This is a genomic window from Limnohabitans sp. Hippo3 (assembly GCF_003063665.1).
In the GTDB taxonomy this organism is placed as follows: domain Bacteria; phylum Pseudomonadota; class Gammaproteobacteria; order Burkholderiales; family Burkholderiaceae_C; genus Limnohabitans_A.
This window is the reverse complement of sequence record NZ_NESF01000011.1, coordinates 78,162-93,992: the sequence shown is the minus strand read 5'-3', so window position 1 is coordinate 93,992 and position 15,831 is coordinate 78,162. Positions and strand designations below refer to the sequence as shown.

At 56.6% G+C, this 15,831-nt stretch carries 12 protein-coding genes; 9 read left to right on the top strand and 3 right to left on the bottom strand.

Translation table 11 applies throughout. The features are described from left to right. Nucleotide 1: 1 nt before the first annotated feature. The 3 genes from B9Z34_RS11985 to ureA are packed head-to-tail and all read right to left on the bottom strand — an operon-like array spanning nt 2 to nt 824. Nucleotides 2–328, bottom strand: a complete 327-nt coding sequence (locus B9Z34_RS11985) for an urease subunit beta (RefSeq protein WP_108428352.1) — start codon at nt 326–328, stop codon at nt 2–4. 7 nt (nt 329–335) lie between these two features. Continuing rightward, the gene (locus B9Z34_RS14565; protein WP_158268727.1) at nt 336–503 is read right to left on the bottom strand and encodes a hypothetical protein; all 168 of its coding nucleotides are present in this window, start codon (nt 501–503) and stop codon (nt 336–338) included. A gap of 18 nt (nt 504–521) precedes the next feature. Further along, nucleotides 522–824 (bottom strand): urease subunit gamma, encoded by a 303-nt coding sequence (gene ureA, locus B9Z34_RS11980; RefSeq protein WP_108428351.1) that lies wholly within the window; start codon nt 822–824, stop codon nt 522–524. Between the two features lie 228 nt (nt 825–1,052). Here ureA and urtA point away from each other — a divergent pair, with 228 nt between their 5' ends. The 9 genes from urtA to B9Z34_RS11935 all read left to right on the top strand — a co-directional run bounded on the left by urtA (nt 1,053) and on the right by B9Z34_RS11935 (nt 15,668). Beyond that, on the top strand, nt 1,053–2,330 hold the full coding sequence (gene urtA / locus B9Z34_RS11975; protein ID WP_108428375.1) for an urea ABC transporter substrate-binding protein: 1,278 nt from the start codon (nt 1,053–1,055) through the stop codon (nt 2,328–2,330). 217 nt (nt 2,331–2,547) lie between these two features. Then, complete coding sequence (gene urtB, locus B9Z34_RS11970; RefSeq protein WP_108428350.1) at nt 2,548–4,131, top strand: urea ABC transporter permease subunit UrtB; 1,584 nt, start codon at nt 2,548–2,550, stop codon at nt 4,129–4,131. 14 nt (nt 4,132–4,145) lie between these two features. After that, entirely contained in the window at nt 4,146–5,360 is a 1,215-nt protein-coding gene (gene urtC, locus B9Z34_RS11965; RefSeq protein WP_233249577.1) for an urea ABC transporter permease subunit UrtC, read from the top strand. After that, nucleotides 5,357–6,232 carry an urea ABC transporter ATP-binding protein UrtD gene (gene urtD, locus B9Z34_RS11960; RefSeq protein ID WP_108428349.1) on the top strand — a complete coding sequence of 292 codons (876 nt, stop codon included), beginning with the start codon at nt 5,357–5,359 and terminating at the stop codon, nt 6,230–6,232. The genes urtC and urtD overlap by 4 nt, the downstream gene beginning before the upstream one ends. 98 nt (nt 6,233–6,330) lie before the next feature. Further along, nucleotides 6,331–7,035 carry an urea ABC transporter ATP-binding subunit UrtE gene (gene urtE, locus B9Z34_RS11955; RefSeq protein WP_108428348.1) on the top strand — a complete coding sequence of 235 codons (705 nt, stop codon included), beginning with the start codon at nt 6,331–6,333 and terminating at the stop codon, nt 7,033–7,035. 236 nt (nt 7,036–7,271) lie between these two features. Next, complete coding sequence (locus B9Z34_RS11950) at nt 7,272–9,173, top strand: sensor histidine kinase (RefSeq protein WP_158268726.1); 1,902 nt, start codon at nt 7,272–7,274, stop codon at nt 9,171–9,173. Nucleotides 9,174–9,307: 134 nt separating this feature from the next. Beyond that, nucleotides 9,308–10,006, top strand: a complete 699-nt coding sequence (locus B9Z34_RS11945) for a response regulator transcription factor (protein ID WP_108428346.1) — start codon at nt 9,308–9,310, stop codon at nt 10,004–10,006. Nucleotides 10,007–10,199: 193 nt separating this feature from the next. Then, the gene (locus B9Z34_RS11940) at nt 10,200–11,753 is read left to right on the top strand and encodes a ShlB/FhaC/HecB family hemolysin secretion/activation protein (protein ID WP_233249575.1); all 1,554 of its coding nucleotides are present in this window, start codon (nt 10,200–10,202) and stop codon (nt 11,751–11,753) included. Nucleotides 11,754–11,777: 24 nt separating this feature from the next. Then, nucleotides 11,778–15,668, top strand: coding sequence for a filamentous hemagglutinin N-terminal domain-containing protein (locus B9Z34_RS11935; protein WP_108428344.1), 3,891 nt, complete (start codon nt 11,778–11,780; stop codon nt 15,666–15,668). The last annotated feature ends 163 nt before the right edge of the window (nt 15,669–15,831 follow it).

The window sequence follows — 15,831 nt, the reverse complement described above, 5'->3', positions numbered from 1 at the left end:
GTCAGTCTGCTTTCTTGGCGTTGTCGAGCGGGCCTTGGGTCAGACCCCTAAAGCCATACACCACGCGATCGCCCGCGTAGTCGACCAGTTCCACCGTGCGTTGCTGGCCGGGTTCGAAGCGCACGGCGGTGCCTGAGGCGATGTTCAGCCGCATGCCGTGCGCGGTGGCCCGGTCAAAGCGCAGACCGGCGTTGGTCTCGGCAAAGTGGTAGTGCGAGCCCACCTGGATGGGGCGGTCACTGGCGTTTTGCACCACCAGGGTGCAGGTGCGGCGGCCCACGTTCAGCGCATGCTGGCCGGGGTCAATCAAAAGTTCTCCGGGGGTCATGTGGGACTCACTTTTTACCGAAGTAGAACGCGAGCACAACGGCGGCTGCGACCACAAAGCCGAGCGCATCGGTCGCATGCCAATGCGTGCTGCCCAGGCCGTGTCCATCATGGGCAAATGCGGTTTGCCCCAGATGGCTGAGGGCCAGAGAAAGAGTCAGTGAGATTTTTTTCATGGGTAAGCCTTGATGTGTTCAGACGATAGGTTGGTGCACGGTCACCAATTTGGTGCCGTCGGGAAATGTGGCTTCGACCTGGATGTCCGGGATCATTTCGGCAATCCCGTCCATCACATCGGCTCGCGTCAAAACGGTGCGGCCCTCACTCATGAGTTGGGCCACAGTCTTGCCGTCGCGTGCGCCTTCCATCACGGTCGCGCTGATGAGGGCAATGGCTTCGGGGTAGTTCAGCTTCAGGCCTCGGGCCTTGCGGCGCTCGGCCAGAAGGCCGGCTGTGAAGATCAGCAGCTTGTCTTTTTCGCGGGGTGTGAGTTCCATATTGGTGCGTGAATTCGCTCGATGGTGCAGATGCCCAAAGCGGTGCAAATAACGTGCCTGCCTTGCGCGCGGTTTGTATAGGCGACTCTGCGCAGCCATGCGCAAGCCTGCGCACTTGTGGTGCGCCATGGGATCAAAAGGCTGGCACGGTGATTGCAAGTGGTGTTGCAGCGCAGCAATCCTGCGTCTGTTTGAACAACCTACTTTCCTGATTGGAGTGATCTCATGATGAACCGCCGTGGCCACCTCAAAGCCCTCGCGACCGCAGCTGCCCTCGTGGCTGGCAGCCTGAGCTTGGCAAACCCAGCCCAAGCGCAAGCGGGCAACACCATCAAAGTCGGCGTGCTGCACAGCTTGTCGGGCACCATGGCGATTTCCGAGACGGTGCTCAAAGACACGGTGCTCATGGCCATCGACGAGATCAACGCCAAGGGCGGTGTGCTCGGCAAGAAGCTCGAACCCGTGATCGTGGACCCAGCATCCAACTGGCCTTTGTTTGCTGAAAAAACCAAACAGCTGCTCGGCCAGGACAAGGTCTCGGTGATCTTCGGTTGCTGGACTTCGGTGTCGCGCAAATCAGTGTTGCCGGTAGTCGAAGAAATGAACGGCTTGCTGTTCTACCCCGTGCAGTACGAAGGTGAGGAGCTGTCCAAGAACGTGTTCTACACCGGCGCTGCCCCCAACCAGCAGGCCATTCCTGCAGTGGATTACCTCATGAGCAAAGACGGCGGCTCGGCCAAACGCTGGGTCTTGCTGGGCACCGACTATGTGTACCCCCGCACCACCAACAAAATCTTGCGCGCTTACCTGAAAAGCAAGGGCGTGGCCGACAAGGACATCGACGAGAAGTACACCCCGTTCGGTCACAGCGATTACCAGACCATCGTGGCTGACATCAAGAAGTTCAGTGCCGGTGGCAAGACCGCCGTGGTGTCCACCATCAACGGTGACTCCAACGTGCCTTTCTACAAGGAACTGGGCAACGCAGGTCTGAAAGCCAAAGACGTGCCTGTGGTGGCTTTCTCGGTGGGTGAAGAAGAGTTGCGCGGTGTGGACACCAAGCCGCTGGTCGGCCACCTGGCCGCCTGGAACTACTTCATGAGCATCAAGAACCCGGCCAACGACGAGTTCACCAAAAAGTGGGCGGCCTATGCCAAGGCCAAAAACATCGCCGGTCACAAAGACAAGCCGCTCACCAATGACCCGATGGAAGCGACCTACATCGGCATCAACATGTGGAAGCAGGCGGTGGAGAAAGCCAAGTCCACTGACACCGACAAAGTGATCGCGGCCATGGCCGGTCAGACCTTCAAGGCACCGAGCGGCATCACCAGCAAGATGGACGAGAAAAACCACCATCTGCACAAGTCGGTGTTCATCGGCGAGATCAAGGCCGACGGCCAGTTCAACGTGGTGTGGAAAACACCCGGTCCCGTCAAGGCCAAGCCATGGAGCCCCTTCATCGAAGGCAACGACAAGAAGCCTGACGAGCCTGTTAAGAAGTAACGGGTCCGCATGTCATTCCCGTGCAGGTGGGAATGTATGTCGGTCAATGAGATGGATCCCCGCATTCGCGGGGATGACACCAAGCTTGTCATGCATGCGACGGATAAAAACCGTCATTCTCGCGCAGGCGGGAATCCATCTCACGTTCGAAGGTGCTTGCAGGGGCTGAAGCCAGTGACCTGCGGCCAAAGCCGTGTGAATCCCAGAAAAGAGCAAGATGAAAAAATGGATGGTGAAAGGCGCGTTGATCTTGGGTGCGCTGTACAGCTTCTCAGCCGCGCAAGCCCTGACGATGGACGAAGCCAGAGGCATTGCGGTGGGGGAAAGCGATGCGCGCGTCGAGGCGCTGGCCCAGGCCGTGAGTCAAGGGGATGAAAAAACCGCCGCCTATCTGCAGGCGCTGACCGATGATGTGGTCAAAATCGCCAACGGCCAGGTGCTGGTGGTGCGCGATGGCCAAGGCCAGGACCCGGTGACCGGACAAGCGTTGACCGTGCCCGCCGATGCGGAAGATGTGATGTTGAACAACCGCCTGCGTGGCGAGATTGACACGGCCCTGGCGGCCCTGAAGTTGTTCAGCCCGGATGTGAAAGTGCGCAGACAAGCGGCCCTGTCGCTGCTCAAAGAGCCCGACGCCAGCCGCAGGCCTTTGCTTGATAAGGCCTTGGCCTCAGAAAAAGACGCCACGGTGCAAAGGCTAGTCCGTCAGGCCCGTGCTGCCGCCATGCTGGGCAGTGAGGCAGCCAATGACCGTTTGCTCGCTGCGCGTGAATTGGCCGACAGCCAGCAACCTGAAATATTGCTTTTGCTGAACCAGCAACTCGCCAACGAACAAGAGCCTTCGGTCAAAAAACAAATCCAAACATCCCTGGCCGCTGTTCAGGACAGCCTGCGCTGGGGCGAGCGACTGGGCACCTTGTTCACCGGGGCCAGCCTGGGTTCGATTTTGTTGTTGGTGGCGCTCGGCCTGGCCATCACTTACGGTCTGATGGGCGTGATCAACATGGCCCATGGTGAGCTGATGATGATTGGCGCTTATGCCACCTATGTGGTGCAAGCCTTGTTTCGCGATCATCTGCCGGGCGTATTTGACGCTTATCTGCTGGTGGCGATTCCGGTGTCTTTTATCACCTCGGCCTTGGTGGGTGCGGTGATGGAGCGCACCGTGTTGAAACATTTGTATGGCCGCCCGCTGGAAACCCTGTTGGCCACCTGGGGCATCAGCCTGGTGCTGATGCAAGGTGTGCGCAGCCTGTTTGGCGCACAAAACGTGGGTGTGGAAAACCCCTCGTGGATGAGCGGCTCGCTGCAGCTGCTGCCCAATTTGCAATTGCCCTGGAACCGCATGCTCATCATTGTGTTTGCCGCAGCGGTGCTGATCGGCATGGCGCTGCTGATTGGCAAAACACGCTTGGGTTTGTTTGTGCGTGGCGTGACGCAAAACCGCCCCATGGCTTCGTGCATGGGCGTCAACACTGCCCGTATCGACACCTATGCGTTTGCGTTGGGCTCGGGCATTGCGGGGCTGGCCGGTTGCGCGCTCAGCCAGGTGGGCAATGTGGGGCCTGATCTGGGGCAAAGCTACATCGTGGACTCGTTCATGGTGGTGGTGCTGGGCGGTGTGGGCCAGCTGGCGGGCACTGTGTACGCCGCATTGGGCCTGGGCCTGGCCAACAAATTGCTGGAGGGCTGGACCGGTGCGGTGCTGGCCAAGATCGCCGTGTTGGTGTTCATCATCGTCTTCATCCAGAAGCGGCCGCAAGGCATCTTCGCGATGAAGGGTCGCAGCGCCGAAGCGTGAACAGGGGCATGAACATGAACACGAAACAATTTCAATTGCCCGCTCACGCGCCTTTACTCGGGCGCAAAGCCTGGACTGCATTCTTGCTGGCGCTGATCGCCGTGGGCTTTTTGGCGCCCTTGCTCAACCTGTGGGTGCCAGTGGGCAACCCCTTGCACCTGAGCGACTTTGCGGTGTCCCTGATCGGCAAGATCATGTGTTACGCCATCTGCGCCCTGGCCATGGACCTGATCTGGGGTTACACCGGCATCCTGTCGCTGGGCCATGGCCTGTTTTTCGCGCTGGGCGGCTATGTCATGGGCATGTACCTGATGCGCCAGATCGGGCAGGACGGCAACTACAAAAGCCATCTGCCCGACTTCATGGTCTTCCTTGACTGGAAGGAGCTGCCTTGGCACTGGACGCTGTCGGACAGCTTTGTGGCCACGCTGCTCCTGGTGGTGCTGGTGCCGGGATTCATTGCCTTCGTGTTTGGCTACTTCGCGTTCCGATCGCGCATCAAAGGCGTGTACTTTTCCATCATCACCCAGGCCATGACCTATGCGGCCATGCTCTTGTTCTTCCGCAACGAGACGGGCTTTGGTGGCAACAACGGCTTCACCGATTTCAAACGGATTCTGGATTTGCCGATCGCCACACCGGGCATGCGCATGGTGCTGTTTGTGTTGACTGGTTTGACGCTTCTGGGCTTTTTCTTGTTCTCGCGCTGGTTGGTGAGCAGCAAGTATGGCCGCGTGTTGATGGCGATCCGTGATGCCGAAACGCGCGTCATGTTCTCGGGCTACTCGCCACTGCCCTACAAACTCAGCATCTGGGTCATCTCGGCCGTGATGTGTGGCATTGCAGGCGCTTTGTATGTGCCGCAGGTGGGCATCATCAACCCCGGCGAAATGAGCGCAGCCAATTCGATCGAGATGGCGGTGTGGGCGGCTGTGGGCGGGCGTGGCACGCTGATCGGCCCGATCGTCGGTGCGTTTTTGGTCAACGGGGCCAAGAGCTGGCTCACGGTGACGGCGCCTGAGTTCTGGTTGTACTTTTTGGGGGCGCTGTTCATTGTGGTCACCTTGTATTTACCCAACGGGGTGATTGGTCTGCTGCGCACACGCCAAGGCTGGCTCAAATATTTCCGTCATTCCCGCGAAGGCGGGAATCCAGACCCCGTATCCCCTGTCAAGCCGGGGATGACAGACCCTCAGCCCTCTACCGATCAGAAAGGCGGTGCCGCATGACGCCCGATCTGCTCCAGCAAGGCGCCCAGCGCGTGGCACAACATGCCCAATACCTGAGCGAGTCGACCGAATCGGGTGGGCGCGATGCGGGTTACGGCCGTGTGCTGCACGATCGCCATGAAGTGGATGTGAGCCATGGCCGCATCCTGTATCTGGAAGACGTGAGCGTGAGCTTTGACGGCTTCAAGGCCATCAACAAGTTGTCGCTCGATATTGCACCGGGCGAGCTGCGCTGCATCATCGGCCCCAACGGCGCGGGTAAGACCACGATGATGGACATCATCACAGGCAAGACCCGGCCCGACGAAGGCACCGTGTTTTTTGGCAGCACCATTGACTTGCTGCGCCACAACGAACCCGAGATCGCGCAGTTGGGCATCGGCCGGAAGTTCCAAAAGCCCACGGTGTTCGAGCACCTCACGGTGTTTGAAAACCTGGAACTGGCCCTGAAGACGAACAAGGGCGTCAAAGCCTCTATGTTCTTCAAGCTCGATTCGACCCAGAGCGACCGTTTGGCCGAAGTGCTGCACACCATCCACTTGGCTGGCAGCGTCAGCGCCCTGGCCGGTGTGCTCAGCCATGGCCAAAAGCAGTGGCTGGAGATCGGCATGCTGCTCATGCAAGACCCCAAGCTACTCTTGCTGGACGAGCCCGTGGCGGGCATGACAGACCACGAAACCGAGCGCACAGCTGAGCTGTTCCTCAGCCTCAAGGGCAAGCACTCGCTGATGGTGGTGGAGCACGACATGAGCTTCATCCGCACCCTGGGCGGCACGGTGACCGTGCTGTGCGACGGCTCGGTGCTGGCCCAAGGCACGCTCGATCAGGTGCAGGCCGATGAGCGGGTGATCGAGGTTTATCTGGGGCGTTGATGCGTCGAGGTTTTTGTAGGTCGGAGCTTCAGCTCCGACAAGTGCGCCCAAAGACCTGATGTCGGACCTGAAGGTCCGACCTACATGAAAAGTGAAATATGCTGACAGTCCAAAACATTCACCAATACTACGGCGGCTCCCACATCCTGCGCGATGTGAGTCTGAGCGCCGAGCCCGGCCAAGTGACCGTGCTGCTGGGCCGCAACGGTGTAGGCAAGACCACGCTGCTCAAATCGCTCATGGGCCTGGTGCCGATCAAAAGCGGCAGCGTGACCCTGAATGGCCAAGACCTCACCCGTGCCAAACCCTATGAACGCGCCGCCGTAGGCATTGGCTATGTTCCCCAAGGTCGCGAAATCTTTGCCCGCCTCACGGTCGAAGACAACCTGCGCATGGGCCTGGCCACACAGCCCGGCGGCACACACATCCCGCCCGAGCTGTTTCAACTCTTTCCGGTGCTCAAACAAATGCTGCACCGCCGAGGCGGTGACCTGTCAGGCGGGCAGCAGCAGCAGCTGGCCATCGCCAGGGCGCTGGCCGCCAAGCCGCGCCTCTTGATACTGGACGAACCCACCGAAGGCATCCAGCCGAGCATCATCAAAGACATTGGCCGCGTGATCCGCCAACTGGCCGACGTGGGCCTGCAAGGCCAGCGCATGGCGGTGCTGCTGTGCGAGCAGTATTACGACTTTGCCGAAGAATTGGCCGACCAATACCTGGTGATGGAGCGCGGCGAAGTGATCGCCAGCGGGCCGGGTCGCGAGATGAAAGAAAAGAACATTCAGCAGTTGGTGGCGATTTGAAATTGATCTGGTTAAGGTCAAGCTCAAGCTCCGCTTTTTGAACCTGTTCAGCTCTGATCATCGACAACGCGGTGGAGATTGTCATACTCCCGCTTATGGAATATGTTTTTTCATCCTCAGGGCCTCATTCAGCAAGCAGGCCACCCAACTTTTTTGTTAGCTATTTTTCATCCGTTTTTAGGAATTTGCTATTCATTTTCTGTGTGCGTCGGTATTGGCATCGACGGTTTTTGCAGATGGCCATCGTATTGGGCTTTTCAAATGCATTTGCAGCTGTGGATGTCGGCCAAATGGGAAACGCTTCGATACCGCTGACCCAACACATTCAATTTTTGGAAGATGCCCGTGCACAATTGAAATTGGCTGACTTGCAGTCTGTGGAAGTCAAGGCGTCTTTTAGAAGCGAAGCTACACAAATATATGCGCTGCAATTTGGCATCACGAAAAGCCCGTGGTGGTTGCGTTTCAGTTTGCGCAACGAAACGGATCAACCCGTTGAGCGCTATGTCGAGATCGCCAACAGTCGATTGACAAGGCTGGATTTCTGTGGACCCGATGTCGGAATGGACTTTCGCTGCACAGAAACTGGCAGCTTGAAGTCATTCGATTCGCGACCTTATGCCAATCGGTATTTTGTATTTCCAATCAAACTCGCGCCGAACAGTGTGGGCACTTTTTATGTACGCGTCGAGTCCTCGTCGAGTTTGTCTGTCCCTGCCCGTGTCTGGTCACCCGAGGCTTTTCGGCTTTACGAAAAAAATGATTACCTCGTGCAAGGTTTGTACTTGGGTGCGGCCATTGCCATCGCGGTGTTGAACTTGTTTTTATTTTATACGCTGCGCGAAAAGCTTTATTTGGTGTACGTGGGGGTGGTCGTCAGCATCACGTTCACCGTGTTTTCGCACAATGGGCTGGTCAAGCAAATGATTGCTGCAGATTCACCCGCATGGTCACTGAGCTCAGCAAGCGTAGGCTATGCGGTGGCTGTTGGGCTGCTTTTGCTTTTCATGCGGCAAATGCTTTCCACCGCCACGGTTGTTCCGAGGGCCGATCGTTGGCTACGGGGGGCCATGTGGGTCTTTTTGCTGCCAGTTCCAGTGGCGCTTGCACTGTTTCACCAGTCAGTCATCTTGTTCACGCAGTTTCTGACCTTGTCGGTCATTGGCTTAGAACTGTTGGTGGGTGTTTATTTGTGCTGGCACCGCCAGCGCAGTGCGTATTTTTTCATGTTGGCATATTCGTGGCTGATCATCGTGGCCTGCGCAAATCTCTTGGCTGGGTTGGACTGGATTCCCCTTGTATGGGACGTGGGTTGGTCGGCTCAAGTCGCGTCTGGATTCGAGATGATTTTGTTGTCCTTGGCGCTCGCAGATCGCATGAATCAGGTGCGTCTCCAGCGTGATCACTCGCAAGAATTGGCCATCCAGTTACAAGCCAGTCTTGTGGAAGAACTGCGGGGTTCTGAGCAACGCCTGAAGCACCTGGTGTCTCAGCGGGTGGACGAACTTCGGCGACTCATCGATATGCTCAGCCATGAAGTTCGCACCCCGATGTCGGTCATTCGCATGTACCTCAGCATGGACCAAGCTTCGCCGCGCAGCCGAGAACAGGCTCGCCAAGCGGTGTCTGATGTGGATGCCATCATCGAACGCTGCCTTGATACAGATCAGGTTGACCATGCTTCGGTCACGATCAACCGTCAAAATTGCAGAATTGATGCGGTGGTGCAAGGCTTGATCACCAGCAATTTAGAAGCACAACGCGTCCAAGTTTCGGCCCCCCAACCCTGCGAAATCCATACTGACTTGCAGTTGTTGAAAGTGCTGTTGTCCAACCTTATCGACAACGCTCTGAAATACAGCCCACCCCATGCGCAGGTCCAAGTTTCGGTGTTTCCAGCCGATAGAAATAACCAGCCAGGCGTTTGTGTTCGGGTGAGCAACCCAGTCGGGGCGGCCGGCTTTCCGGACCTGGACCGTGTGTTCAGCAAGTTCTACCGCAGTCCATCTGCGCACGGTAAAAGCGGATCGGGTTTGGGCCTGTACCTTGTGAGTCAGTTTGTTCAGCTGCTCGGTGGCACTGTTGAAGTTCAGTGTGCGACTGATCAGGTGCATTTCGATCTTTGGCTACCACTCTGAATGCCCATTCATTGCGAGGTCAGAACAGCTGGTCGTCAGGATTGGTAAGTCTGCTCGACAGCCGCTTTGATAAATTTCATTGAAATGAATACCTTAATTTGTGAACCTTTTTTCTTGCGGTCGCGGTTGCACTCATGAATGCCTCCCTGAAAGTCGTCGTTGTCGAAGACCATGATGCACTTCGTGAAATTACGATTCAGGCACTCAACGACATGGGCTGTCAAGCTGTGGGCATACCTTGCGCAGAAGACGTGGATGAGTTGCCAGGCCCTGTGGCCGATCTATTTATCATCGACCTGAATTTGCCAGGCGAAGATGGCATCAGTTTGGCTCGTCGTATTCGGAACAGCCATGCGCACATCGGCCTGATCATTGTGTCCTCACGTCATCAATTGGCCGAGAAAATGACAGCGTACGACAGCGGCGCAGACTTTTACTTGACCAAACCGACCTCCATGCAGGAGCTGGGAGCCTTGATCAAGGTATTCGGTCGTCGCTTGAAGGCTGAAAACTTCGATCGCAAGGCCGGCTTTACCCTCGACGCCACAGCCATGACTTTGCACAGTGGGCGTGGTGAAAACCAAACAGTCTCTTTGTCAGCCAACGAAGTGGCTATTTTGTCGGCCCTTTCCAGGGCTGTAGGCTGTCAATTGGAATTTTGGCAACTGATGAATCACCCCCATCGCACAGAAGTCGAGGTTGGCAAAAATACGCTCGAAGTTCAGATGGTTCGTTTGCGCAAGAAGCTGAACATGATTGGCGCACCGGCCGGTTCCATCAAAGGTCTGCGTGGCTACGGTTATCAGCTCTGCATTCCGATCACCGTGATTTGATTGAAATTTCAGAACCGTTATTGCACGGTCAAGGATAACCACTTTTGTAAGTAATCGTAAGTGAAGGCTGTAGGCCCGCAACTAGCATCCGCATCGTTTTGACGTAAAGAGAGATGCAATGCCTAAAGTTGATTTGCCTACAGCATGGTTCAGCATGCCCCTTATCGCCTTGTCTTTGGGTGCGCAAGCGCAGGTGCCCACCGACGCAGGTGTACTCCAGCAACGCATCGAGCGCGAACGTCAGGCCACGTTGCCTGCACGCGTCACGCCCCAACCCGCAGCCAGTCCAGGTGCAACGTCCCCCTCATCGAGCCTGAGCGTTCCAGTCGGTACATTTGTTTTCAAAGGTAATACGTTGCTCTCTAATGAGCAACTTGGGTCGGTTCTGTCTGCATATAGCAACCGCAATCTCGATTACACCCAGCTGCAAGAAGCTGCAGCAGCCGTCGCGCAGGCCTATCGCACAGCGGGTTGGTTGGCCAATGCCTTTTTACCGCCCCAGGATATTCGCGACGGCAAGGTCACTATCGAAGTGGTGGAGGCTGTTTTTGGCGGCACAAAAATTGAAGGACAAGCCCAACGGGTGAGCGCAGCGCAAGTTTTAGAAATTGTGGGGGCACAACAATCGCCAGGCCAAGCCCTGAACATTTTTGCACTGGACCGTGCCCAGTTGTTGGCCGATGACCTGCCCGGGATTGCGGTGTCGGGTGCTTTGAGCGCTGGTGCGGTGCAAGGTCAAACTGACTTGGTCTTGAAAATCACCGACGAGCCCGTATTCATTGCAAACATGCTTGCGGATAACCATGGCGCTCTTTCGACAGGCACTGCCCGTGCAACTGCAAGCTTTTATGTCAACAATCCATCCAACACAGGCGACCAGATCAACGCCACGGTCATGGCTACCGAGGGCACGCGCTACGCTCGTTTGGGCTACGGCCTGCCAGTTGGCTCTGATGGTTGGCGAGTAGGCGCCAACGCATCTTACTTGGGCTACAAACTCGTAAACGCTGACGCAGACGGCAACAGCCACAGCCTGGGTTTGGAGGCCCGCTATCCGGTCATCCGCTCGCGCTTGAAAAATCTCTTTTTAGAACTGACAGCCGACCGCAAGTCGTTCGATAACCGCTGGGCTGGCGAGTCCAACACCCGTTACACCACCGAAGCATTGGGTGTCTCGCTTTCCGGCAACGCGTTCGACGATGCTGCCGGAGGCGGTGTCAGCACTGCCACGTTGGGTTGGGTAAGCGGCCGTCGCGACAACCAAACGGGCACAACAGACAGCCGCTACAACAAGTGGCACTACGCCGTTTCCCGTCAACAAAACATCGCGTCTGGTTTGTCAGCATTTGCCAGTTGGAACGGACAAGCCTCGTCGGACAACCTAGACACCTCTGAAAGCTTTTATCTGGGTGGTGCCAACGGCGTACGGGCCTATCCCTCCAGCGAGGGCCATGGCAGCAGCGGCGATTTGGCCAAGCTTGAACTGCGCTGGCGCACCAGCAGCACGCTGTCAAGCGCCCTTTTTTACGACCACGGTCGCGTTCGTAACCGCGACGGCTCGCCCAGCTACAGCCTCAAGGGCGCTGGCCTGACCCTGGCCTGGCAAGCAAGCACAGACTTCAACCTCAGTGCCACGCTGGCTCGCCGCATTGGCTCCAACCCCAACGCAAGCGTGACGACAGGCAGCGATCAAGACGGCAGCCTTCATAAAAACCGTGTATGGCTCGCCGCCAGCTTGAACTTCTGATTTGGCCGCAAGGATTGACGCATCATGAACAAAACATTCCACAGCATCTGGAACGACATCACAGGCACCTTTGTGGCCGTGGCAGAAACGGTCAGCGGGTGCGGCAAGCGCACAGGCTCCAGCGCAGTCACCGTATCCCCCAGCCAAGCGGGCAGTGCGCGCCGCAGACGTTTGCTGCTGACACCCCTGGCACTGGCCTTGATGGGCATAGGCTTGGCACACGCCACCACAGCACTGCCTGCACCGGCACCCAACCAACTGCCCACTGGCGGGCGAGTGGTCGCTGGTCAAGCCAGTGTGGTGCAAAGCGGCGCGGCCTTGAATGTGAACCAGACCAGCCACCGCGCGGTGGTCGACTGGAACAGCTTTAATGTGGGTGCCAGCGCTTCGGTGAACTTTGTGCAGCCCTCTGCCAATAGCACCATCCTCAACCGCGTGCTTGACGCCAACCCCAGCCAAATTATGGGTCGCATCAACGCCAACGGTCAGGTTTTCCTGACCAACGCGAGCGGCATCTATTTTGGCAAAAACGCCACCATCAACGTGGGTGCGTTCACAGCCACCACACACAGCATTGGCAACGACGACTTCATGGCGGGGCGGCTCAACTTCAGCCGCAACGGTTCGACGGGTCGTGTGGTGAACGAAGGCCACATCTCCGCAGACCTGGGTGGCTACGTCGCCCTGTTGGCGCCAGAAGTGCGCAACCAGGGTGTGGTGGTCGCACAAGCTGGCACGGTGGCCCTGGCCGCAGGCGAAGTGTTTGAGCTGCAGTTTGATGGATCGCGCCTAACCAACATCCGCGTTGAGCCCGCCACCATCGCGGCGCTGGTCGAAAACGGCAACGCCGTTCATGCCCCTGGCGGTTTGATCATCCTGTCAGCCCAAGCGGCCAGTCGTCTGCAAGGCGGCGTGGTCAACAACACCGGCCGTCTGGAAGCCGGTGGCTTGGTCAACGACGGCGGCACCGTGCGCCTGACCGCCAGCGACAGCATTCGGCACAGCGGCAGCATCACGGCCGACGCCAAGCCCGAGAGCACTGGCAACGGTGGATCGGTGGTGCTCATCGCGGATCTGAACAACCTGGACAGCCGAACCCAGGTCAGCGGTGCCATCAGTGCCCGCGCTGGCGGTTTGGGTGGGGATGGCGGATTTGTCGAAACATCGGCTTCACATGTGGACATTGCCGAATCTTTTCAGGTCAGCACCAAAGCGCCATCAGGCCGTGATGGCTTATGGCTGATTGACCCGGTGGACATCACCATCGACAGCAGTTTGGCAGCTACGATTGACACTGCGCTTGACAACGGTAACGTGACCATCAGCACCACAGGCAGCAACACCCCGAGCACAGTTTCGGGTGAAAGTGGCAGCACGGGCAACATCACTGTCAACAGCGCCATCACATGGGCTGCTAACAAGCTGACTCTGAATGCCGCCAATAACATCGTGTTCAAAGCCAACCTCAATGGCTCTGGCACAGCCTCCTTGGCGCTTGAATACGGTCAAGCTACAGCCAATGGCGGCAGCGCGGATTACAGCTTGGCGTCGGGCGTGTCTATTTCTTTGCCTGCAGGCGACAACTTCAGTACCAAACTTGGATCGACAGGCGCCACGCAAACTTTCAAAGTGATCACGAGCTTGGGAGATCCAGGCAGCATTACGGAAGCTGACCTGCAAGGTATGAATGGTGGATTAAGCCGACGTTACGCTCTGGGCGCCGACATCCATGCCAGTACAACTTCTACTTGGAACAGTGGTGCTGGCTTCACGCCTATTGGTTCCAACTGGTCCAACCAATTTACAGGCGTTTTTGAAGGGCTGGGACACACCATCAATGGGTTGATCATCAACCGCGGCGGGCAAGATTACGTGGGTCTATTTGGTAATGTCTCCAACGCTACTGTACGCAATTTGGGGCTTTCGAACGCGACGATAACGGGAAGATATGCAGTCGGTGGACTTGTCGGTGTTACGGACGGCAGCAGCAGTATTACTAATAGTTACGTGTCTGCTTCGAGCATTAACGGATTAGATTATTCCACCGGTGGCTTAGTCGGTGACGCCAATTACTCCAGTATTCAAGACAGTTATGCCCATGCTGTCACGGTAAAGAGCAAATATGGGGGGGCGGGTGGCCTTGTAGGTTTTGCCAACACTGTTGATATACGCAGGAGCTATTCAACAGGCACAGTTGATGCGCTTGACATGAGCGACACCTCCAGTTCCACGTCTGCCATAGGTGGACTAGTTGGAGAAGCATTCGGTAACGTCAATATTGTCAATAGTTGGTCAAGCGTGGCAGTGTCCTTGGCTGCTGCGGGTAGCAGGAGTGTTCAGAATGTAGGTGGATTAGTCGGTAGCCTGACTGGAAACTCTACGATTCAGCGGTCGTTTGCATCGGGTAATGTTCTTGGTGAAAGTAGAGTAGGCGGGCTAGTCGGTAATTCCTCTGGTGGAGCCATCAGCGACAGCTACGCTACGGGCAATGTCATCGCTGTTGGTAATACGGGCGGCGGTTTGGTGGGTTACGGAGCATTTGGATCTATTAGCCGAAGTTATGCTGTTGGTACAGTCACTGGTGGCACGTTTCTTGGTGGTTTGATTGGTGATGTCGCTATCGATATTTACAACACTCCACCTCTTGATTGGGCACCGGCTATCACTCACTCTTTCTATAACAGCCAAGTCAACGTCTCATCTATGAGGGGTTACGGCGACGGCAGAGCGAACTCACCAGGCGTCGTATATGGCATGAGTACGGCTGACCTTAAGTCACAGATCAACTTCACCAGCGCCACATCTGCCAACGGCAATTCAAACCCTGGTTGGGATTTTACCTCCGGCAGTGGTGTGTGGGCGATTCAAGCGACTACGAACAATGGGTACCCTTGCTTAGTGGGCGTTTCATGTATATCCAGCACGCCGATTTACTTGCGCCTGGTGGGCGGTAGCAGTTATTACGGCGACACGCCCACGTTGAGCTACGCCTTGTACGACGCAAGCGCGGCTGGCAGCCTCGTCAGCGATGCCAGCCCGACGGGTACCCCGTTGTGGAGCACAGTGCTTAGTTCTTCATCCAACGCCAGCACTTACAGCTTGACTTATTTGAGCGGTATCAGCCTTGGTAATAGTTCCTACACACTCAACGCTGGTAGCGCAGTGAATTGGACCATCAACCAGCGACCACTCACAGTTTCAGCTGAAGCCAAGAACAAGACCTATGGCGAAGCCAACCCAGCGTTGACTTATACCGTGGCAGCTGACGGCGTGGGCACGAGCCGTGGCCTGGTCAACGGCGATACGCTCAGCGGGAGCCTGAGCACAATGGCTACAGACACCAGCAGCGTTGGCACCTACACGATTGACGCCTCAGCCCTGACCAATACCAACTACCTGATCACTGCCAATAACGGGGTTTTGACGGTGAGTAGACGAGCATTGACGGCATCTACCGATCGCAATATTCCTGTGGTTCCGCCGATCCCTCAGGTAACAACGGCAGCGGCCTTGCCTTCTTCTGCGCCACCATTTTCTGTCACAGCATCTGTTGAGCAACTCAACGACGCACCTCCTGCGCCACCTGCATGGGAGGGTGTCAGTGTGACGCTGAAGCGTCCTGCATCTGAACAACAATCTGGGCTGGCTTCCGTCGTTCTGCCCAAGAAAATGGTCGATACGGGACAAACGATCGTATTTTTTCTACCAACACAAATCCTTCAACAGAAAAATGCTGGTGCAGCAGTTAAAGTGAGCCTTGAAAACGGACTGCCATTGCCCTCTTGGTTGAGATTCGATGCCAATACAGGTGCATTCAATACCCTCGGTGTACCAGGGGGTGCTCTGCCAGTGAATGTCAAAGTGACTGTTGGGCAGGTTGACACCATATTCACGATTTCTACTGAAGCGCAATGATTGCCAGCAGGCCGTGAGGTGCGATGCTGTCGAAGAAGATTCAGTAGTTGGTGGCGATTTGACACATCCTTGCTATGGATACCCGCGAATGCGGGTATCCATAGCAGTAGAAGTCATGGACCCCCGATCAAGTCGGGGGTGACGAAAATTTGATCAAGTTGGG

Coding starts and splice junctions, on each gene's coding strand:
- B9Z34_RS11985 (WP_108428352.1), bottom strand. CDS start 328: ATGACCCCCGGAGAACTTTTGATTGACCCCGGCCAGCATGCGCTGAAC.
- urtE (WP_108428348.1), top strand. CDS start 6,331: ATGCTGACAGTCCAAAACATTCACCAATACTACGGCGGCTCCCACATC.
- urtA (WP_108428375.1), top strand. CDS start 1,053: ATGAACCGCCGTGGCCACCTCAAAGCCCTCGCGACCGCAGCTGCCCTC.
- B9Z34_RS11935 (WP_108428344.1), top strand. CDS start 11,778: ATGAACAAAACATTCCACAGCATCTGGAACGACATCACAGGCACCTTT.
- B9Z34_RS14565 (WP_158268727.1), bottom strand. CDS start 503: ATGAAAAAAATCTCACTGACTCTTTCTCTGGCCCTCAGCCATCTGGGG.
- urtB (WP_108428350.1), top strand. CDS start 2,548: ATGAAAAAATGGATGGTGAAAGGCGCGTTGATCTTGGGTGCGCTGTAC.
- ureA (WP_108428351.1), bottom strand. CDS start 824: ATGGAACTCACACCCCGCGAAAAAGACAAGCTGCTGATCTTCACAGCC.
- urtC (WP_233249577.1), top strand. CDS start 4,146: ATGAACACGAAACAATTTCAATTGCCCGCTCACGCGCCTTTACTCGGG.
- urtD (WP_108428349.1), top strand. CDS start 5,357: ATGACGCCCGATCTGCTCCAGCAAGGCGCCCAGCGCGTGGCACAACAT.
- B9Z34_RS11945 (WP_108428346.1), top strand. CDS start 9,308: ATGAATGCCTCCCTGAAAGTCGTCGTTGTCGAAGACCATGATGCACTT.
- B9Z34_RS11950 (WP_158268726.1), top strand. CDS start 7,272: ATGGCCATCGTATTGGGCTTTTCAAATGCATTTGCAGCTGTGGATGTC.